Below are 19,661 nucleotides of genomic sequence, written 5' to 3' on the forward strand. Positions count from 1 at the left end.
GCGGAACCGCGGAGTCCCACAGGCGATAAGAACCGCGGACATCACACGGACACGCGCGGCTCTGAGGTTGAAAGAATTTCGCATAAGCGCTTGAAAAGATTGGTTGCGGGAGTTGGATTTGAACCAACGACCTTCAGGTTATGAGCCTGACGAGCTACCGGGCTGCTCCATCCCGCGATACCGATCTTGGTGGCCCTGCGAAACCTGGGTTTCGCGGCCTTCCCGTCTGCCAAGGGCATCAGGGAGGGCGCTATTGATGCATATGCACCAAAGACGCCAATAGGGCCGCCCTTGCGGGTCAGCCCTGTTGACTTGTGAATGGGTTATACCCGCTCCCACTGGCCTCAATGCCTGGCGACGACCTACTCTTCCAACGCTTGAGCGTTAGTACCATCGGCGCTGTCTGGTTTCACGGCCGAGTTCGAGATGGGATCGGGTGGGTCACAGACGCTATGGCCACCAAGCAATGGGGCCAGTGGATGCGGGTTTTTAAATCGATGCACACTCACTTGGGTGAGTGGTAAAGGGCGTATCTGGCCGGAGACATTCTCCACCAACGTGCGCCACCAGAAGGCAGGGCTGTCGTTGACAGTGCGAATTCTCAAGCATGATATGAACTATTAGGACCGGTTAGCTCCATACATTACTGTACTTCCACACCCGGCCTATCAACGTGATGGTCTATCACGGTTCAAAGATACCTAATCTCAAGGGAGGCTTCCCGCTTAGATGCTTTCAGCGGTTATCCCGTCCATACATAGCTACCCTGCGGCACTCTTGGCAGAATGACAGGTACACCAGAGGTATGTTCACCCCGGTCCTCTCGTACTAGGGGCAACTCCTTTCAAGTATCGACGCCCACGGCAGATAGGGACCAAACTGTCTCGCGACGTTCTGAACCCAGCTCACGTACCACTTTAATTGGCGAACAGCCAAACCCTTGGGACCTGCTCCAGCCCCAGGATGTGATGAGCCGACATCGAGGTGCCAAACGATTCCGTCGATATGAGCTCTTGGGAATCATCAGCCTGTTATCCCCGGCGTACCTTTTATCCGTTGAGCGATGGCCCTTCCACGAGGGACCACCGGATCACTATGACCGACTTTCGTCTCTGCTCGACTCGTCAGTCTCGCAGTCAGGCAGGCTTATGCCATTGCACTCTAACAGACGGTTTCCAACCGTCCTGAGCCTACCATCGCGCGCCTCCGTTACTCTTTAGGAGGCGACCGCCCCAGTCAAACTACCCGCCACAGAGGGTCCCTACGCCGGATAACGGCGCGAGGTTAGATATCAGAAAACAGCAGGGTGGTATTTCACCTATGGCTCCATGTCAGCTGGCGCCGACACTTCAAAGCCTCCCACCTATGCTACACAACTCTTTCCTAATACCACTCTGAAGCTGCAGTAAAGGTGCACGGGGTCTTTCCGTCTAACCGCGGGTACTCCGCATCTTCACGGAGAATTCAATTTCGCTGAGCATATCCTGGAGACAGTGGGGAAGTCGTTACGCCATTCGTGCAGGTCGGAACTTACCCGACAAGGAATTTCGCTACCTTAGGACCGTTATAGTTACGGCCGCCGTTTACTGGGGCTTCAATTCGGAGCTTGCACTCCTCCTCTTAACCTTCCAGCACCGGGCAGGCGTCAGACCCTATACGTCGTCTTGAAGCCGACTTAGCAGAGTCCTGTGTTTTTGATAAACAGTCGCTACCCCCTGGCCTGTGCCCCCCACCAAAAGTTGCCTTAAGATGGGGCCTCCTTCTTCCGAAGGTACGGAGGCAATTTGCCGAGTTCCTTCAGGATACTTCTCTCAAGCGCCTTGGTATACTCTACCTGACCACCTGTGTCGGTTTCGGGTACGGTCTATACGGTGGGGCTATTTCCTGGAACCTCTTCACTGCCCCTACCAATCCAATAAGGAGGAACAATTTACGAGATCCGTCACACACCACCAGGCCCACGAATATTAACGTGGTTCCCATCGACTACCCCCTTCGGGCTCGTCTTAGGGGCCGGCTCACCCTACGCTGATTAGCATTGCGTAGGAACCCTTGGTCTTTCGGCGACAGGGTATCTCACCCTGTTAGTCGCTACTCATGTCAGCATTCGCACTTCCGATACGTCCAGCGTCGGTTACCCTTCGCCTTCACTCGCTTACGGAACGCTCCGCTACCGCTGCAGTAAACTGCAACCCTAAGCTTCGGTGCATATCTTTAGCCCCGTTACATCTTCGCCGCAGGAACCCTTATTTAGACCAGTGAGCTGTTACGCTTTCTTTAAAGGATGGCTGCTTCTAAGCCAACCTCCTGGTTGTTTTGGGATTCCCACATGCTTTCCCACTTAGATATGACTTGGGGACCTTAGCTGTAGGTTAGGGCTGTTTCCCTTTTGACGACGGACCTTAGCACCCGCCGTCTGTCTGCCAGACAAGACTCGATGGTATTCGGAGTTTGGTTAGGTTTGGTACCGCTCGCGCAGCCCTAGCCCATCCAGTGCTCTACCCCCATCGGCATACATCTGACGCTCTACCTCAATAGATTTCGCGGAGAACCAGCTATTTCCCGGCTTGATTGGCCTTTCACCCCTAAACACAAGTCATCCGATAATTTTTCAACATTAAACGGTTCGGTCCTCCAGTGCGTGTTACCGCACCTTCAACCTGCTCATGCCTAGATCGCCGGGTTTCGGGTCTAATCCAACATACTCAGTCGCCCTATTCAGACTCGCTTTCGCTTCGCCTACACCTAACGGCTTAAGCTCGCATGCTAGATTAAGTCACTGACCCATTATGCAAGAGGTACGCTGTCACCCCCTATGGGGCTCCAACTGCTTGTAAGCATTCGGTTTCAGGTACTGTTTCACTCCCCTAATCGGGGTGCTTTTCACCTTTCCCTCACGGTACTGTGTTCGCTATCGGTCATGTACGAGTATTTAGGCTTGGAGGGTGGTCCCCCCATGTTCAGACAGGATTTCACGTGTCCCGCCCTACTCTAGTCCTTCATCATCACTTTCGCATACGGGGCTGTCACCCGCTACGGCCACACTTTCCAGAGTGTTCTGCTAGTTGAAATGAAGGCACTGGCCTGGTCCCGGTTCGCTCGCCACTACTACGGGAATCTCTGTTGATGTCTTTTCCTCCGGGTACTGAGATGTTTCAGTTCCCCGGGTTCGCTTCACCAAGCCTATTTTATTCAGCTCGGTGATACCTTATCCACCTCGCCCGGCTGGCCCGAAAGCCAACTGGAAGAAATGGTGAAGGTGGGTTTCCCCATTCGGAAATCGCCGGATCAAAGTTTGCTCACAACTCCCCGACGCTTATCGCAGCGTGCCACGTCCTTCTTCGCCTGTACATGCCAAGGCATCCACCAAATGCTCTTACCTCACGCTTGAGAATCCACACTATCAACGACAGGCCTGCATAGAGCCTGGCGTCTTGCGATAGTGAGGAGAATTATCTCAGCCAGATAATCAATTTGATTAATGTGATGATATTCGCCGCCCAGCCACAAACCCAAAGGTCTGCACCAGCACGACGATACCGCCACGGCATCGATTTAAAAACCCATTCACAATGTCAAAGAGCGGTAATCCCATGCAAAACATGGCGATCACCTAACCCGCCGAAGCGGGATCAGTTTTCGTTTCATCTATCGGATATGTTGAGCGCGCTGGCATAAAGCCGCGCCGCATCATGTGTACCTGGTGGAGCCTATCGGGATCGAACCGATGACCCCCTGCTTGCAAAGCAGGTGCTCTCCCAGCTGAGCTAAGGCCCCTTACAGGTAATGGTGGGCCTGAGTGGATTCGAACCACTGACCTCACCCTTATCAGGGGTGCGCTCTAACCAACTGAGCTACAGGCCCACACCACCGCATCCGGCCGCCATTCCCGAAGGAACAGGCTGCCGCGTGGGCGTGAGCCGGCTCAGGCACACAGCTTACAGGCACAGAAGTGCTGCAAGCTGTATCCGATTGATGAAAGGACATGAGGACGACGGCAATGTTCTTTGGAAGCCACGAAGCTCTTCCAGAGGCTAGCCCCGGCGCTTTCGTGAATATCCTTAGAAAGGAGGTGATCCAGCCGCAGGTTCCCCTACGGCTACCTTGTTACGACTTCACCCCAGTCGCTGAACCCACCGTGGTCAGCTGCCTCCTTGCGGTTAGCGCACTGCCTTCGGGTGAATCCAACTCCCATGGTGTGACGGGCGGTGTGTACAAGGCCTGGGAACGTATTCACCGCGGCATGCTGATCCGCGATTACTAGCGATTCCGCCTTCATGCCCTCGAGTTGCAGAGGACAATCCGAACTGAGACATCTTTTGGAGATTAGCGCATCCTTGCGGAATAGCTGCCCACTGTAGATGCCATTGTAGCACGTGTGTAGCCCAGCCTGTAAGGGCCATGAGGACTTGACGTCATCCCCACCTTCCTCCGGCTTATCACCGGCAGTTTCCTTAAAGTGCCCAACTTAATGATGGCAACTAAGGACGAGGGTTGCGCTCGTTGCGGGACTTAACCCAACATCTCACGACACGAGCTGACGACAGCCATGCAGCACCTGTCACTAGGTCCCCGAAGGGAAGAAATCTGTCTCCAGAAGTCGTCCTAGGATGTCAAAGGCTGGTAAGGTTCTGCGCGTTGCTTCGAATTAAACCACATGCTCCACCGCTTGTGCAGGCCCCCGTCAATTCCTTTGAGTTTTAATCTTGCGACCGTACTCCCCAGGCGGATAACTTAATGCGTTAGCTGCGCCACCCAAGCTCTATGAGCCCGGACAGCTAGTTATCATCGTTTACGGCGTGGACTACCAGGGTATCTAATCCTGTTTGCTCCCCACGCTTTCGCACCTCAGCGTCAATACTTGTCCAGCGAGTCGCCTTCGCCACTGGTGTTCTTCCGAATATCTACGAATTTCACCTCTACACTCGGAATTCCACTCGCCTCTCCAAGATTCTAGCTTCCCAGTTTCAAGGGCAGTTCCGGGGTTGAGCCCCGGGATTTCACCCCTGACTTAAAAAGCCGCCTACGTGCGCTTTACGCCCAGTAATTCCGAACAACGCTAGCTCCCTCCGTATTACCGCGGCTGCTGGCACGGAGTTAGCCGGAGCTTATTCTCCCGATACTGTCATTATCATCTCGGGTAAAAGAGCTTTACAACCCTAAGGCCTTCATCACTCACGCGGCATTGCTGGATCAGGCTTTCGCCCATTGTCCAATATTCCCCACTGCTGCCTCCCGTAGGAGTCTGGGCCGTGTCTCAGTCCCAGTGTGGCTGATCATCCTCTCAGACCAGCTAAAGATCGTCGCCTTGGTAGGCCTTTACCCCACCAACTAGCTAATCTTACGCGGGCCCATCTAATGGCGATAAATCTTTGGTCCGAAGACATTATCCGGTATTAGCAGTAATTTCTCACTGTTATTCCGAACCAAAAGGCAGGTTCCCACGCGTTACGCACCCGTGCGCCACTAACCCCGAAGGGTTCGTTCGACTTGCATGTGTTAGGCATGCCGCCAGCGTTCGTTCTGAGCCAGGATCAAACTCTCAAGTTGTGTCACACACTAAACTAGCATGGGGAAAACCCCACCCTCCAGTCTAGCATGAGCTGCAAGGAGCCAATACCTGCACTGTCAAACGTAATGGATACGAATGAACATGCTTACCATCCGCGCAGACGTGGTGTCTGCGACGAATGTGGCATCGGCTTAAATTAACCGGTTACCGGAGCCTTGAGTTCCCCGGACCGGGCGCCGTCGCCCACATGTCCCTTCATCAAAAACCAACAATGTCAAAGAGCCACCAGACAGTAATAGCGGACAGCGCTTGGTTCCCCGATTTACACCGGGGGACCGGCTATCCGTTTATGTTGGCGACCGGTCGTTGCGGTGGCGGTGGAAGCCGTCAGCGCCGCGTCGGTGGAGCCCATCTATGAGGGGTTCGTGATTCGGTCAACGGCTTTTTGCAATTTTATTTCACTGGCACGCAAGAACCGCAGAATTCCGCCATTTTTTCCCATCATTCACCCCCCCATAGGGCCTTTGTGCCGGGGTGAATCGCCTGTTTGACGGCCCGAATCCGGGTGAATCGGGGGTCTGAATCGGGTTTTGAGCCTCATTCTGGAGGACAGATCCTCTGTTTCCCCCGGTCTGCCCGAGATTCCCGACCCAACAGACCCGATTCACTACGCCACCATGATTCGTCCCCTCGCCTTCGCGCTGTTGGGATGTCTCCTCAGCGGTGCTAGAATGGCCGGCGCCGGACAGGGCCGTCAGTATCCTGCCGCATGGGGAGATAGCCTATATGTCCGCTCGCACCCTTATGGCCGCAGCCGTTCTCGCCACCAGCGCACCCGCAATGGCAGAGACCCCGACTGCCGGCCCGACGATTCCCACGCCGGTCAGCGCAGCAATCGATCCTGCCGCGGAAGTCCTTACGTTTGAGACAGAGCGCCACAGCCGCCTGACTCTCCCTGTATTGGTTGAAGGCACCGGGCCGTTCGCCTTCATGATCGACACCGGCAGCCAGGCGACCGCCGTCACCCACGAGATCCGCACCACGGCCAATCTCGCGCCTGCGGGCACAGCGGTGCTGGTCGGGATGGCGAGCCGGCGGGAGGTGGAACTCGCCAGTGTCAGACGGATCGAGTTTGGCACCAACAGCTATACCAACTTCTCTGCCCCCGTGCTCTCACGTGAGAATGTCGGGGCGGACGGGATCATCGGGCTGGACGCGCTTCAGGACTTCCGCGTCCTGATCGATTTCCGCAAGCAGACCATCGCGGTCGAAGATGCCAGCGTGAAGGAGAAGCGCGGCGGGTTCGAAATCGTGGTGCGGGCGCGGAGCCGCCTCGGTCAGCTGCTGATCACCGACGCGACCGTTGAAGGCGTCAAGGTGACGGTCATCATTGATACCGGCGCGCAGGCGAGCCTTGGCAATATGGCGCTGCGCGACAAGATCCGGGCCAAGCGCGCGCAGGAGGTCATCACAACCGACGTCAATGGAGTCGATATCGTCGGCGAGCTGGCGATCGTGCGCTCGCTCAACATTGAAGGCCTCGCGCTGACCGATGTACCGCTGACCTTTGCTGATACCCCGGCCTTTGATGCACTGGGACTGCGCGATCAGCCGGTGCTCTCGATCGGGATGCAGCATCTCGCGCTGTTCGACCGGGTGGCGATCGACTTTGGCCGCCAGCGCATTCTGTTCGATGTCCCCGCCGATGTTGCCCGGGCGCTGCGGCAGGCCAAGCAATCGGCGAACTATCGCCCGCGCTACTAGAGTCATGCTCGCCTTGCGGTAAGGCAGCAGCACGCCCACATCAGGGCCCATGCCGCCTGAAACCTCCGCTCCCGCCGATCCTGCCGACGCCAATAAGAAGACTCGCGCGCGCGACGTCGAAAGCTGGGCGACGCTCAAGCGATTCCTGCCCTATCTCTGGCCCAAGGATAATCCTGGCCTCAGAATGCGGATTGCGGTTTCGATGGTGCTGGTGCTGGCGGCCAAGGGCGTCACGCTCGCCCTGCCCTTTGCCTATAAGGGTGCGGTCGATGCCATGTCAGCCTCAGGCGCGGACGCGGCGAGCGACGGTGCCACCGTTGCCCTCGCGCTGGTGGCCGCCTATGCGCTGGGGCGCTTCACCTCGGTCGCCTTCGACAATCTGCGCAACATCGCCTTCGAGCGGGTCGGCCAGATCGCCACTCTCCATCTGGCCGAGGACGTGTTCCACCGCCTCCACCGCCTGTCCCTGCGCTTCCACCTGGCGCGGCGCACGGGCGAGGTCACCAAGATCATCGAGCGCGGGACCAAGAGCATCGACCAAATGCTGTATTTCCTGCTGTTCAACATCGCCCCCACCATCGTCGAGCTGATCGCGGTCGGGATCATCTTCTATATCAATTTCGGCATCGAGCTGGTCTTGGCCACAGCCGTCACTGTGGTCGCCTATGTCTGGGTGACGCGCGCAATCACCGAATGGCGCACCAAGCTGCGGCGCGAGATGAACGAGCTCGACGGCAAGGCCCTGTACCGCGCCGTCGATTCGCTGCTGAACTACGAGACGGTGAAATATTTCGGCGCCGAAAAGCGCGAGGAAGCGCGCTACAGTCAAGCCGCGCGCGCCTATGCCGAAGCGGCGGTGAAGTCCGAAAACTCGGTCGGGCTGCTCAATATGGCGCAATCGGTCATCACCAATGCGCTGGTGGGCGCGGCGATGGCCTATACCGTGTGGGGCTGGAGCACCGGCGCCATGACCGTGGGTGATCTGGTGCTGGTTAATTCGCTGCTGATCCAGCTGTTCCGCCCGCTCGATGTGCTGGGCTGGGTGTACCGCACGATCCGGCAGGGCCTGATCGACATGGCCGAGATGTTCCGCCTGATCGACACCGATATCGAGGTGAAAGATAAGCCGGGCGCGCCTGCGCTGATCATCCGCACGCCGACGGTCGCCTTCGACAATGTTACCTTCGGCTATGATCCGGGTCGCACGATCCTCAACGGCTTGAGCTTTGAAGTGCCAGCCGGCAGCACCACCGCGATTGTCGGGCCTTCGGGCGCGGGCAAGAGCACGATTGGGCGTCTGCTGTTCCGCTTCTATGACCCGCTGTCCGGCCGCATTCTGGTGGGGGGCGAGGATATCGCCAGCGTCACGCAGGAAAGCGTGCGCGCGGCGATCGGGATCGTCCCGCAGGATTCGGTGCTGTTCAACGAGAACCTCGCCTATAACATCGCTTATGGTGCGGAAGGCGCGGATCAGGCGATGGTGGAGCAGGCCGCCCGCGATGCAGCGCTCTCCCCGCTGATCGAGCGCCTGCCCGACCGGTTCGAGACGATGGTGGGTGAACGCGGCCTCAAGCTTTCGGGCGGGGAAAAGCAGCGCGTCGCCATTGCCCGCACGTTGGTGAAGAACCCGCCGATCCTGTTGCTCGACGAAGCGACGAGCGCGCTCGACACCCGGACCGAACAGGAAATCCTTGGCACACTGCGGCGGATTGCGCAGGGCCGCACCACGATCGCGATTGCCCACCGGCTGTCGACCATTGCAGATGCTGACAATATTCTGGTGCTGGACCACGGACGGCTGGTGGAGAGCGGCGATCACGTCGGTCTGCTCAAGCGCGGCGGGCTTTATGCGGAAATGTGGTCGCGCCAGGCTGCGGAGCGGCGCGAGGAAGATGTCGAAGTCGATGCCGAGGCAGCCGAGTAGCGGGGCAGGATTGCTAGCACGCTAGGGCGGCGTTACCTCTGCTCCATCACCCCCGCCCTTGCGCGGGGTGCCCATGGAGAGAGACCTAACAACATGCGTCACGCTCGTCTGATTGCCCTGCTGCTCGGCAGCGCCGCCCTCACCCCCGCCGCTGCGCAGGATACCGCTGCACCACCCGCCGAGGTGCCGACCGTGCCGGTGCCCGCTGCGCTCACCGCTGAGGAGATGCCGCCGATCCCGCTCGAACTGGCGGCCCACGTCCGCCCCTATCTCGAATCGCGTGGCGCCGGTTTCGCGGGGTGGGACCCGAAAACCCGCGCGGTGCTGATCACCACCCGCTTCGCCAATGTCAGCCAGCTGCACCGGATCGCGATGCCGATGGGCGCGCGCACGCAGATTAGCTTTGAAGCCGAGCCGGTGTCGGGCTCTTATGCCCCGACCAAGGGCGACGTGATCCTCGTCACTAAGGATCGCGGCGGGGACGAGTATTATCAGCTCCACACCCTCAAAGATGGCCGCCTCACGCTGCTGACCGACGGCAAGAGCCGCAACCAGCCGAACGCCTGGAGCAAGGATGGCGAATTGATCGGTTTCAGCTCGACCCGTCGCAACGGGATGGATTCTGACCTTTATGTGATGAACCCGCGCGATCCCGCCTCGGCCCGGCTGGTGCATGAAAGCAAGGGCGGCGGCTGGGCGATCATCGCCTTTTCGCCCGACAAGAGCTTTGCCTATGTCGCTGATTACAACTCGGTGCAGGATGTCGATATCTACCGGCTCGATCTCGCCAGCGGCGCGATGACACCGATTGGCGACCCGAAGGCGGAGATTGCCTTCAGCGGCATGGAGATCGCGCCCGACGGCACGTTGTGGGTGACAAGCGATGCCGGCTCCGATTTCCAGCGTCTCGGCCGCCTCGATCCGGCGTCGGGCAAGTTCACGCCAGTCTCCAAGGAGCAATGGGACGTCGACAGCTTCGACGTCTCCGATGACGGCAAGACCATCGTCTATGAGGTCAACGAGGCTGGGTCGGACCGGATGCGCATCCTTGACGTCGCAAGCGGCAAGGTAACCGAGGTCGATGTTCTGCCCGCAGGCCAGATCGGCGGCTTGGAAATCGCGCCGTGGGGCGAGATCGGCTTTTCCTTCTCCAGTGCCAAGAGCGCGGCGGATGTGTGCTCGCTGGACCCCAAAACGATGCAGCTGACCCGCTGGACCACAAGCGAGACGGGCGGGCTTGATCCGTCCGTCAATGTCGAACCCCGCATCGTGACGACCAAGAGCTTTGACGGGCTTGAGGTCACCGGCCTGCTCTATCTCCCCGATCCGGCCAAGTTTCCGGGCAAGCGCCCGTTGATCGTCGATGTCCATGGCGGCCCGGAAGGGCAGAGCAAGACGGGCTTTGCCGGGGCGGGCAACTACATGCTCAACGAAATGGGCATCGGGGTCTTCTTGCCCAACGTGCGCGGCTCGACCGGGTTCGGAAAGACCTTCGTCAGCCTCGACAATGGCCCGTTCAAGCGCGAGGATTCGGTCAAGGACATGGCCGCGCTGATTGACGCCGTCCGTGCCGATCCCGCGGTCGATCCGACCAAGGTCGGTGTCAGCGGCGGGTCTTACGGCGGGTATATGTGCTATGCCGCAGCGGTGCAGCTGAAGGACAAGCTCGCAGCGACTCAGTGCACCGTGGCGATCAGCAACTTCGTCAGCTTCCTCGAAAACACCAACCCGTACCGTCAGGACCTGCGCCGGGTGGAGTACGGCGACGAGCGCGATCCGGTGCAACGCGCCAAGCTCACCGAAATCAGCCCGCTGACCCGCGTGAACGAGATCACGAAGCCGATGTTCGTCATCACCGGCGCCAATGATCCGCGCGTACCCAAGTCCGAGGCCGATCAGATGGTCGCCGCGATCCGCGCCAATGGCGGCGAGGTGTGGCATCTGGTGGCGGCAGACGAAGGCCACGGTTTCCGCAAGAAAGCCAATTCGGACTACGCCTTTCTGGCCGAACTGGTGTTCTGGAAGAAGCACCTGCTGGGCGAGTGATCAGCCGGATTGCGAGAGGCGCTGGAGAAGAGCCAGCGCCTCCTCGCGCCGCTCCCACGGCACGAACAGGTGATCGTGGTGGAAGCCTGCGACGACATTGCAGGCGATCCCGGCTGCCGCCAACGCGCCGGACACCGCCGCTGTCAGCCCCACGCCGTCCAGCGCGGAATGCACCATCAGAGTGATCCGGGCGAAGGCGCCGTCTGCATCAGCGATAATCGCCGTCAGCCCCTCGTCCTCGCGGATCAGGGCAAAGGCATCGGCTGGCGTATCGCCCGCGACCAGAGCGAAATCCCCCCGGCGCGCGTCCAGCACCGGCGCCATGCCCGCCAGCATCCCCGCAAGGTCGCTGACCGGCCCTGAACGCATCAAAGGATATACTTGCTGAGGTCGGTGTTGCCCGCCAGCCCTTCGAGCCGCTGCTTCACATAGGCCGCGTCGATCGTGATCGTCTGGCCGGTGAGGTCCTCCGCCTCGAAGCTGATTTCCTCCAGCAGCCGCTCCATCACCGTCTGCAACCGCCGCGCGCCGATATTCTCGACAGTCGCGTTCACCTGCGCCGCGATGCGGGCAATCTCACTGATCGCGTCATCCGCGAAATCGAGTGTCACCTGCTCGGTCCCCAGCAGCGCCTTGTATTGCGCAACCAGATTGGCGCGGGTTTCGCTGAGGATGCGGACGAAATCCGCCTCGGTCAGCGCGCGCAGCTCCACCCGGATCGGCAGGCGACCCTGCAATTCGGGCAGCATGTCCGAAGGCTTGGCAACGTGGAACGCGCCGCTCGCGATGAACAGCACATGGTCGGTCTTCATCGGGCCATATTTGGTGGCAACCGTGGTGCCTTCGATCAAGGGGAGCAGATCGCGCTGTACGCCTTCACGCGACACCGAGCCGCCGCGCACATCGCTGACTGCGATCTTGTCGATCTCGTCGAGGAACACGATCCCATTGGTCTCGGCATTCAGCAACGCCGCGCGGGCAACATCGTCCTGATCGAGCCGCTTATCCGCTTCCTCGTCCACCAGCCGGTCCCACGCTTCGGGCACGCGCAGCTTCTGGCGGCGGGTGGGTTTGCGGCCCAACGCCTTGCCCATCATGTCGCTGAGGTCGATCATCCCCATCTGGCCGCTCATATTGCCCATGTCGAACGGGGCGGCAGGGGTATCGCGCACTTCAATTTCGACCTCGACATCATTCATCGCGTTCTGGACGATCCGCTGGCGGAAACTGGCGCGGGTCGCTTCGGAGGCATTATCGCCGACCAGCGCGTTCAACAGCCGGTCCATCGCGGCTTCCGACGCGGCTTCGCGCACCTTCTCGCGGCGGCGTTCCTTTTCGAGCCGGATCGCTTCTTCGACGAGGTCGCGGGCAATCTGTTCGACATCGCGCCCGACATAGCCGACTTCGGTGAACTTGGTCGCCTCGACCTTGATGAACGGTGCTTCGGCCAGCTTCGCCAACCGGCGGCTGATCTCGGTCTTGCCGCAGCCCGTCGGGCCGATCATCAGGATGTTCTTGGGCGTCACCTCGTCGCGCAGATCCGCGCCGAGCCGCTGGCGGCGCCAGCGATTGCGCAGCGCGACGGCAACCGCGCGCTTGGCCTCGGACTGTCCGATGATGTGTTCGTCGAGCGCGGCGACAATCGCCTTGGGGGTGAGATTTTCGATCATAATCCTGTTCGTCATTCCGGCGGAGGCCGGAACCCAGATTCCGGCGTTGCGATGCTGGGCCCCGGCCTGCGTCGGGGTGACGGATGTGGGCTAAACGGTCTCGACCGTCAGGTTGCCATTGGTGAAGACGCAGATGTCAGCCGCAACGGCCATGGCCTTGCGCGCGATGGTTTCGGCATCGGCCTCGTAATCGGCGATTGCCCGTGCGGCGGCGAGGGCGAAATTACCGCCCGATCCGATCGCGGCGATATCGCCCACCGGCTCCAGCACATCGCCGTTGCCGGTCAGTACCAGCAGCGTGTCGTGGTCGGCCACGATCATCAACGCCTCAAGGTTGCGCAGATACTTGTCGGTGCGCCAATCCTTGGCCAGCTCCACGCTCGCGCGCATGAGCTGACCGGAATACTGCTCAAGCTTCTTTTCCAGCCGCTCGAACAAGGTGAAGGCATCCGCCGTCGCTCCGGCGAAGCCCGCGATCACGGAGCCGTCTCCGATCCGGCGCACCTTGCGGGCATTGGGCTTCATCACCGTGTTGCCCATCGAGACCTGGCCGTCTCCGGCGATGACGGTCTTGCCGTCACGCCGCACGCCGATGATGGTGGTTCCGTGCCATTGGACGAGGCCATGGCTGGCATTATCGCTTGTCATGTCGGGGAATATGGCGCGCCTTCTCGCAGGATCAAGCGCGCAAGTGCCAACCGATTACGGGCCGCCCGGCCCGCCGCCACCCGGCAGACCGCCGCCGCCGACCTGACCGATATTGCCGAACAGGTCTTCAAGGAAGCCGCGCTCCCGGCCGAGGGTGGGGGTCTTGTTGCCGTTGGGATCGAGGAACACGACCTGATCGACACCGCTGCGCTTGACGCCGGTCACCTTGCCCGCCGCGTCAAACGTGACGGCCAGAACCGAATGCTCACGGATGCGCGGACGGTTGAACGGGCGCTGGCCGGTGATGCTGGAAACATAATACCAGGTCGGCGTACCATACTGACTGGTAAAGGTCGGCCTCCCAAGCGTGCCTTCCACCGATTGCTGATTGTCGATCTGCGGCTGGATCGCGCCCGTCAGAACCGGATCGACGATGTAGCCGCGCGATTCTCGGATGGCCGTGCACGCGGGCAGCGTCGCCGCTACGCCGGCCAGCAGCAACACGCTGCGGAGCCTGCGCCAGCTCAAATTCATTGCGCTCGCCTTATTCATCTGAGCCAAACCGTCTCAATCCCGTCCTGCACTCGCGCATAATCGCGCACTTGTCCCTTGGGCGACGTGCTTTAAGGGGCTAGGCGCAAGCTTGCAACGCACCATATGGCAAAGCGGTGGCGTGCTCGCGTTGAACGGCAGTTGAACGCATCCGCGCTTCGTGCGTTGCCGTAGGAAGCGAAGGGGCCGCGCGGCCCCACGCCTGCATTGGAACACCCGCGCAAAAGGCCAAGCATCCCATGTCTTTCCTCTCCCGCCTGCTCGGCACCGCTCCTGACCCGCGCGAAAACGTGCGGCCGCTGTGGCATCGCGTGATCGAGCTGGCGCGCGATTCCGCCTATTATGCCGAGTGCGGCGTGGCAGATTCGATCGCGGGCCGCTTCGACATGATCACCGCTGTGCTCAGCGCCGTGATGGTGCGGGTCGAAGCCTCGGATCTCAGGGCCGAAAGCGCGCTGCTGGCCGAGTTGTTCGTGGAAGACATGGACGGGCAATTGCGCGAATTCGGCGTGAATGACGTTGTCGTGGGCAAGCGCATCGGCAAGCTGATGAGCGTGCTGGGCGGCAGGCTCGGGGCCTATCGCAGCGCGTTGAACGCGGGCGATCTGGACAAGCTGACCGCTGCGATCCAGCGCAATGTCACCTTTGCCGAAGGCGCCGACGAGGCGGCCAGCGCCCGCGCCGTGGCCGAGCGGGTGATGAAGCTGTTCGAGCGGCTCGGGCGGTTCTCCGATGCCGAAATGCTGAAAGCGAGCGCGATCTGGTGAGCGCGCCTTTGCCTCCCTCCGAACTCACCCGCATGATCAAGGTCCGCCCTCTGCCGGGTGGGCCAGTGGTGATCGAAGCGACCCCGGAAGAACGCGCCGCGCTCGCCGCGCGGTTCGGGCTGGGCGCGGTTGAAAGCCTGCGGGCTGAGATGCGTTTGGAGCAGAAGCCTCGGGCGATCCGGGTCACCGGGCGTTTGCAGGCGGCGATCATGCAGCCCTGTGCGATTTCGACCGAGCTTTTCCCTGTCACCATTGATGAGCCGGTCGACCTCAGGTTTGTCGAGGACAATGCTCGTCCTGCGGCTGAGGGGGACGAAATCGAGCTTGAAGCGGATGATTGCGACGAGATCGAATACTCGGGCGATATGTTCGATCTGGGCGAAGCGGTCGCGCAGACGCTGGGCCTCGCCATCGATCCTTACGCCGAAGGGCCGAACGCCGAAGCGGTGCGGGCTGCGGCCGGGATCGTGAAAGAAGGCGAACAGGACGGGCCGCTGGCGGCGATGCTGGCGGGACTGAGGCGCGACTGATCGCCAGAGTTTCAGCTGCAACAGCGGGCGAAAATGGGCTTGGCTAGCGTCCGGCTTTGGGCTTTCCGCTGCTGAAGGGGAATGTCTGGGATTGGGTGGTCCGCCGCCTTAGCCCTCTCCCCTTGCGGGAGAGGGTTGGGAGAGGGGTCCGGAGCAAAGCTCCGGCCTTTACCCCCTCTCAACTGCGACTAGGCAGCAAGCTGCCAATTCTTCGTATCTCTCCCGCAAGGGGAGAGAGAAAACTGGCCGCAAGGTAGCGCTAGCCAAACGGCAGCCCTCCTCTCCAAGCAAGCCGTTCCTGCGGTTGACCACGATACCCGATCAGAACGGAATGTCGTCGTCCAGATCGTCGTAGCCGCCACCGCCGCCGCCCGAAGGACCGCCGCCGAAGCCGCCGCCCGATCCGCCGCTGCTGCCGCTGCCCTGATCCCAGCCGCCACCGCCGCCAGCATTGCCGCCGCCATAGCTGCCACCGCCCGACCGGCCACCGCCGCCGCCCATGCCGCCGCCACCGCTGCCCTGCGGACCATCAAGCATGGTCAGCGTGCCACCAAGGCCCTGGATCACGATTTCGGTGCTGTAGCGGTCCTGACCGTTCTGGTCCTGCCACTTGCGGGTCTGGAGCTTGCCTTCAACGAAGACCTTGCTGCCCTTCTTGAGGTAGCGCTCCACCACGCTGACGAGGCCTTCGGAAAAGATCGCGACGGTGTGCCACTCGGTCTTTTCCTTGCGCTCCCCCGTGGCCTTGTCCTTCCACTGTTCCGACGTCGCAATCCGCAGGTTGGCGACCTTGCCGCCATTCTGGAAGCTGCGGATTTCAGGGTCAGCGCCCAGATTGCCGATCAGCATGACCTTGTTGAGCGAACCCGCCATCGAAATACCCTTCCCATCAATGTCTTGATCCCGCCAGCGCAAGATGCGCCGCGAATCCGAGTCAGGCAATAGGCAAAGGCAGCCGCCAGCGCGACTATGGCTTACGGATAATCACCAGTTCGGATGGGTTTAACGCGCCGGATAGCGCAAACGCCCCAGAAACCGCGTCAGGCTCGGCAGTTCGCGGTCCTTGCCGAGGAACTGCGCCTTCACCTTCTCGAACTTCATCACCCCGTCGATCCGGCGTTCGAGGAAGGCGTGGGTATCGGTCTTCCCATCACTGTCATCGTTCACGAACACAGCGAGCGTCGCCGAGTAGATCCCCGCGAGGATCGCGCGCTTGGTGTAGTGGTTGTAATCGGTCGCGGTATCGCCCGCGAGCCGCCACATGATGTCGGCCGAGCGCCAGCCCAGCCGCAGCGCGCGGCGCGCGTTCTGCGGCTGCGCCATCACGGCGAGGGCGCGGCGCACGGCTTCATCAATATGCGCGACCGCTTCCAGCCGGAAGGCGACCAGCGTGCGGATGCGTTCGCGGATCTTCAGCGTGGCGAGGCGTTCCTGCGGCCATTCGGCCTCCATCGCCTGATCGACGCTGGTGATCCACGCTTCGACCATGTCCATCGGTTTGCTGCCGGGGAAAGCGAGCTTCGCCACATCGACATCGCACCCTGCCATCTCGGCCGCGGCGACCAAGGCGGTCTCGTTCCACCCATCAAAAATCGCGGACGCCGCAATGTCGGGCGCCAGCGCAACGCGCAGCTCGTCGAGCGTAAGGTCGGCAAAATCCACTGTCTGGGTCATGTCAGAAGGAAGGCCCGTAATTCTTTTTGGTTCCCGACTCGGCGCGCTTCGCATCGGCATTGGCGAATTCCTGCTTGAGCAGCGAGTTGCCGCTCATCAGTTCCATGTAGTCCCGCGCCGAGCGACCCGAATTGTCGTTGTGATCGGGGTCTGCACCCTTTTCCAGCAGCAGCCGCACCATCGCGACATTGCGCGCATGGACCGCCGAGATAAGCGGCGTCTCACCCGTCTGGTCGGAGACATTGACGCTCGCCCCGCCCTTGATCAGCGCCTCAACCCCGTCGGTGAAGCTGAGCGAGGTCGCCAGCTGGAGCGGGGTGATGCCCTTCTTGTTGCGGATGTTCGGATCAGCGCCACGTTGCAGCAGGAACCGGACCCACAAGACGTCGCTGCGGGCTACCACGATATGCAGCCCGGTATCGCCGCTGGTGATATCGCGGGCGTTGACGATCTGGGTGCCCGGCTTGCTGAGCATGTCGGTCGCCTCGTCACCCTTGCGATCCTTGACCGCTTCGAGGAACTTGTACCCCTCCGACTGGAACTGCGCCGCAGCCGGCACGGTAACAGCTGCGGCCAGCAGCAGCAGGATAGCACTGGCAATCCCGCGGCGAGGCCCTAATTTGCGCAAAACATCGAAGGCCACGGTTTGATCCTTTCGCATTACCTGTCACACATCTCGTGTGTGCCCGGGCGCGGGGCAGACCCGTTGGCCTGTCATCGGCGCCCATCGCAAGCGACCAGTTAGCAGAGCATGAACCAGATCAACAAGCCTTCCCCCATCCTTGCTCTGCTGATTGCGGGCGCGCTGTCGCTTGCCGGGTGCGGCGCCGCCGCCCCAGCCGAGGAGCCACCGCTGGCCGGCGCTGCCATCGGCGGCGATTTCGCGCTCTCCAACAGTGCAGGCCAGACCGTGCGCTGGACCGATTTTGCGGGCAAATACCGCATCGTTTATTTCGGCTATGCCTTCTGCCCCGATGTCTGCCCCACCGATATGCAGCGTATCGCGCAGGGGCTGAAGGCGCTGAAGGGCAAGGACCCAGCCAAGGCGGCGATGATCACGCCGCTCTTCATCACCATCGATCCCGAGCGTGACACGAAAAAGGTGGTCGGCGAATTTACCGCCGCTTTCTCACCGGACATCATCGGCCTGACCGGCACACCCGAACAGATCGCTGCCGCTGCCAAGGCGTTCAAGGTTTACTATGCGAAAGGTGAGCCGGTCGCAGGCGGCGGCTATCTCGTCGATCACACCAACATCACCTACCTGTTCGGCCCCAATGGCGAGCCGCTAGCCACTCTGCCGACCGACAAGGGCGCCGATGCCATTGCGGCGGAACTGGACCGATGGGTGAAGTGAGAGATCGCTTCTGGGAGCTGCCGCTGGGCGAGCTGACCCGGCCCGAATGGGAGGCGCTGTGCGATGGCTGCGGACGCTGCTGCCTGCACAAGATCGAAGACGAAGACACCGGCGAAATCCTCGACACCAATATCGCCTGCCGGTTGCTCGACTCCCAAACCGCGCAGTGCAGCGACTATCGCAACCGCAAGGCCTTCGTCCCCGATTGCCTGCGGCTGACTTTGCGGATCGTGGAGCAAGTAAGCTGGCTGCCCTCCACCTGCGCCTACCGCCTGCGCGCCGATGATCGGCCGCTGCCGGGCTGGCACTATCTCCTTTCCGGAGACCGTGACGCGGTGCGCCGCGCCGGGGTTTCGGTGGTTGGCCGGGTGGTGAGCGAGGTGGATGCCGGGCCGCTTGAGCATCACATCACCGAATGGCCCACCCCGCGCCACTGGCCTGCCCGCGACGAGGAGGCGGGGGTATGATCGACTGGCTGCGCGGCGCTTCGACCGAACGGACGCTCGATCCCGCGATCGACCTTGGCGGCCAGCGCCTGCCGATCGTGCTGAAGCGGCTGCACAATGCGCGGCGGCTGACTTTGCGGCTCGCGCCCGATGGCAGCGAGGTGCGCATCAGCCTGCCCGCCTGGGCGCAGGCGCGCGAGGCGATTGCCTTTGCCCATTCGCGCAAGGGGTGGCTGGCGGACCAGCTCGCCAAACTGCCCGCCCGCACCGCGCCTGAGCCGGGCGGCGAGGTGCGCTATCGCGGCGCTTCACTGAAAGTGGCGTGGGACGCCCGCGCGCCGCGGCGTCCGGCGGTGGACGGGGATGCGCTGCGGATCGGCGGACCGGAAACAGGGCTGGAACTGCGCATCCGCCGCTGGCTGGAGGCCGAAGCCCTGCGCCTCGCCGAAGCGGATATGCACGATTACTGCGCCGCCGCCGGGCTCGATCCGGTGCCGATGGGCCTCACCCGCGCCCAGCGCCGCTGGGGCTCATGCTCGGACAAAAGCCGTATCCGCATCAATTGGCGGTTGGTGCAGGCACCCGATTTCGTCCGCCGCTCGGTCGTCGCACATGAGGTCGCGCATCTCGTACACTTCGACCACAGCCCCGCCTTCCACGCGCTGCTGGCCCGCATCTTCGAAGGCGAGATCGCCAGCGCCGACCGCTGGCTAAAGGAACACGGGCGCGGGCTTTACGCCAGCTTCGGCTGACGCGAACCATTTGGCGTTC

At 61.3% G+C, this 19,661-nt stretch carries 15 protein-coding genes, 3 tRNA genes and 3 rRNA genes; 8 read left to right on the top strand and 13 right to left on the bottom strand.

The genetic code is table 11. From position 1 onward, the window contains the following. Positions 1–100: 100 nt before the first annotated feature. From GVM20_RS04890 to GVM20_RS04915, 6 genes are all read right to left on the bottom strand, one after another. Positions 101–177: transfer RNA gene (locus GVM20_RS04890), tRNA-Met, on the bottom strand. Between the two features lie 172 nt (positions 178–349). Further along, positions 350–464 (bottom strand): 5S ribosomal RNA (gene rrf / locus GVM20_RS04895). A gap of 136 nt (positions 465–600) precedes the next feature. Then, positions 601–3,390, bottom strand: a 23S ribosomal RNA gene (locus tag GVM20_RS04900). A 311-nt stretch (positions 3,391–3,701) separates the two neighbouring features. Continuing rightward, positions 3,702–3,777 (bottom strand) — tRNA-Ala (locus tag GVM20_RS04905). Between the two features lie 10 nt (positions 3,778–3,787). Beyond that, positions 3,788–3,864 (bottom strand) — tRNA-Ile (locus GVM20_RS04910). Positions 3,865–4,065: 201 nt separating this feature from the next. Next, a 16S ribosomal RNA gene (locus GVM20_RS04915) occupies positions 4,066–5,550 on the bottom strand. The 16S, 23S and 5S rRNA genes sit together here with 3 tRNA genes alongside, the layout of an rRNA operon. A 748-nt stretch (positions 5,551–6,298) precedes the next feature. Here GVM20_RS04915 and GVM20_RS04920 point away from each other — a divergent pair. The 3 genes from GVM20_RS04920 to GVM20_RS04930 all read left to right on the top strand — a co-directional run bounded on the left by GVM20_RS04920 (position 6,299) and on the right by GVM20_RS04930 (position 11,246). Then, positions 6,299–7,276, top strand: a complete 978-nt coding sequence (locus GVM20_RS04920) for a retroviral-like aspartic protease family protein (RefSeq protein ID WP_166546177.1) — start codon at positions 6,299–6,301, stop codon at positions 7,274–7,276. 49 nt (positions 7,277–7,325) lie between these two features. Then, a complete protein-coding gene (locus GVM20_RS04925) occupies positions 7,326–9,200 on the top strand; it encodes an ABCB family ABC transporter ATP-binding protein/permease (protein WP_166546178.1) in 1,875 nt (624 codons plus the stop codon). A gap of 93 nt (positions 9,201–9,293) precedes the next feature. Further along, positions 9,294–11,246, top strand: coding sequence for a S9 family peptidase (locus GVM20_RS04930; RefSeq protein WP_166546179.1), 1,953 nt, complete (start codon positions 9,294–9,296; stop codon positions 11,244–11,246). Here GVM20_RS04930 and GVM20_RS04935 read toward each other — a convergent pair whose 3' ends face one another. The 4 genes from GVM20_RS04935 to GVM20_RS04950 all read right to left on the bottom strand — a co-directional run bounded on the left by GVM20_RS04935 (position 11,247) and on the right by GVM20_RS04950 (position 14,098). After that, a complete protein-coding gene (locus GVM20_RS04935; RefSeq protein WP_166546180.1) occupies positions 11,247–11,615 on the bottom strand; it encodes an ACT domain-containing protein in 369 nt (122 codons plus the stop codon). Further along, positions 11,615–12,916 (bottom strand): ATP-dependent protease ATPase subunit HslU, encoded by a 1,302-nt coding sequence (hslU, locus tag GVM20_RS04940; RefSeq protein ID WP_166546260.1) that lies wholly within the window; start codon positions 12,914–12,916, stop codon positions 11,615–11,617. The genes GVM20_RS04935 and hslU overlap by 1 nt, the downstream gene beginning before the upstream one ends. Positions 12,917–13,006: 90 nt before the next feature. Next, positions 13,007–13,564 (bottom strand): ATP-dependent protease subunit HslV, encoded by a 558-nt coding sequence (gene hslV / locus GVM20_RS04945; RefSeq protein ID WP_160759260.1) that lies wholly within the window; start codon positions 13,562–13,564, stop codon positions 13,007–13,009. A gap of 54 nt (positions 13,565–13,618) precedes the next feature. Further along, a complete protein-coding gene (locus tag GVM20_RS04950) occupies positions 13,619–14,098 on the bottom strand; it encodes an outer membrane protein assembly factor BamE (protein WP_234031857.1) in 480 nt (159 codons plus the stop codon). Between the two features lie 257 nt (positions 14,099–14,355). Here GVM20_RS04950 and GVM20_RS04955 point away from each other — a divergent pair, with 257 nt between their 5' ends. After that, a complete protein-coding gene (locus GVM20_RS04955; protein WP_166546181.1) occupies positions 14,356–14,883 on the top strand; it encodes a ubiquinol-cytochrome C chaperone family protein in 528 nt (175 codons plus the stop codon). A gap of 32 nt (positions 14,884–14,915) precedes the next feature. Further along, a complete protein-coding gene (locus GVM20_RS04960) occupies positions 14,916–15,413 on the top strand; it encodes a YceD family protein (RefSeq protein ID WP_199799465.1) in 498 nt (165 codons plus the stop codon). A gap of 321 nt (positions 15,414–15,734) precedes the next feature. Here GVM20_RS04960 and ssb read toward each other — a convergent pair whose 3' ends face one another. The 3 genes from ssb to GVM20_RS04975 all read right to left on the bottom strand — a co-directional run bounded on the left by ssb (position 15,735) and on the right by GVM20_RS04975 (position 17,730). After that, positions 15,735–16,286, bottom strand: a complete 552-nt coding sequence (ssb, locus tag GVM20_RS04965; RefSeq protein WP_166546183.1) for a single-stranded DNA-binding protein — start codon at positions 16,284–16,286, stop codon at positions 15,735–15,737. 129 nt (positions 16,287–16,415) lie between these two features. Continuing rightward, the gene (locus tag GVM20_RS04970) at positions 16,416–17,087 is read right to left on the bottom strand and encodes a COQ9 family protein (RefSeq protein WP_166546184.1); all 672 of its coding nucleotides are present in this window, start codon (positions 17,085–17,087) and stop codon (positions 16,416–16,418) included. Position 17,088: 1 nt separating this feature from the next. Next, positions 17,089–17,730, bottom strand: coding sequence for an ankyrin repeat domain-containing protein (locus GVM20_RS04975; RefSeq protein WP_353653104.1), 642 nt, complete (start codon positions 17,728–17,730; stop codon positions 17,089–17,091). A gap of 108 nt (positions 17,731–17,838) precedes the next feature. Here GVM20_RS04975 and GVM20_RS04980 point away from each other — a divergent pair, with 108 nt between their 5' ends. From GVM20_RS04980 to GVM20_RS04990, 3 genes are read left to right on the top strand one after another with little or no spacing between them, the layout of a single operon-like run. Beyond that, a complete protein-coding gene (locus GVM20_RS04980) occupies positions 17,839–18,444 on the top strand; it encodes an SCO family protein (protein WP_166546186.1) in 606 nt (201 codons plus the stop codon). Continuing rightward, positions 18,432–18,911 carry a YcgN family cysteine cluster protein gene (locus tag GVM20_RS04985; protein ID WP_166546187.1) on the top strand — a complete coding sequence of 160 codons (480 nt, stop codon included), beginning with the start codon at positions 18,432–18,434 and terminating at the stop codon, positions 18,909–18,911. The genes GVM20_RS04980 and GVM20_RS04985 overlap by 13 nt, the downstream gene beginning before the upstream one ends. Continuing rightward, positions 18,908–19,642 (top strand): M48 family metallopeptidase, encoded by a 735-nt coding sequence (locus GVM20_RS04990; protein ID WP_166546188.1) that lies wholly within the window; start codon positions 18,908–18,910, stop codon positions 19,640–19,642. Before GVM20_RS04985 ends, GVM20_RS04990 begins: the two co-directional genes overlap by 4 nt. Positions 19,643–19,661: the final 19 nt, after the last annotated feature.

It is taken from the genome of Porphyrobacter sp. SLTP (assembly GCF_009905735.1).
Lineage (GTDB): Bacteria > Pseudomonadota > Alphaproteobacteria > Sphingomonadales > Sphingomonadaceae > Erythrobacter.

Coding starts and splice junctions, on each gene's coding strand:
- GVM20_RS04970 (WP_166546184.1), bottom strand. CDS start 17,087: ATGACCCAGACAGTGGATTTTGCCGACCTTACGCTCGACGAGCTGCGC.
- GVM20_RS04960 (WP_199799465.1), top strand. CDS start 14,916: ATGATCAAGGTCCGCCCTCTGCCGGGTGGGCCAGTGGTGATCGAAGCG.
- GVM20_RS04990 (WP_166546188.1), top strand. CDS start 18,908: ATGATCGACTGGCTGCGCGGCGCTTCGACCGAACGGACGCTCGATCCC.
- hslU (WP_166546260.1), bottom strand. CDS start 12,916: ATGATCGAAAATCTCACCCCCAAGGCGATTGTCGCCGCGCTCGACGAA.
- GVM20_RS04985 (WP_166546187.1), top strand. CDS start 18,432: ATGGGTGAAGTGAGAGATCGCTTCTGGGAGCTGCCGCTGGGCGAGCTG.
- GVM20_RS04930 (WP_166546179.1), top strand. CDS start 9,294: ATGCGTCACGCTCGTCTGATTGCCCTGCTGCTCGGCAGCGCCGCCCTC.
- hslV (WP_160759260.1), bottom strand. CDS start 13,564: ATGACAAGCGATAATGCCAGCCATGGCCTCGTCCAATGGCACGGAACC.
- GVM20_RS04920 (WP_166546177.1), top strand. CDS start 6,299: ATGTCCGCTCGCACCCTTATGGCCGCAGCCGTTCTCGCCACCAGCGCA.
- GVM20_RS04935 (WP_166546180.1), bottom strand. CDS start 11,615: ATGCGTTCAGGGCCGGTCAGCGACCTTGCGGGGATGCTGGCGGGCATG.
- GVM20_RS04980 (WP_166546186.1), top strand. CDS start 17,839: ATGAACCAGATCAACAAGCCTTCCCCCATCCTTGCTCTGCTGATTGCG.
- ssb (WP_166546183.1), bottom strand. CDS start 16,286: ATGGCGGGTTCGCTCAACAAGGTCATGCTGATCGGCAATCTGGGCGCT.
- GVM20_RS04950 (WP_234031857.1), bottom strand. CDS start 14,098: ATGAATTTGAGCTGGCGCAGGCTCCGCAGCGTGTTGCTGCTGGCCGGC.
- GVM20_RS04955 (WP_166546181.1), top strand. CDS start 14,356: ATGTCTTTCCTCTCCCGCCTGCTCGGCACCGCTCCTGACCCGCGCGAA.
- GVM20_RS04925 (WP_166546178.1), top strand. CDS start 7,326: ATGCCGCCTGAAACCTCCGCTCCCGCCGATCCTGCCGACGCCAATAAG.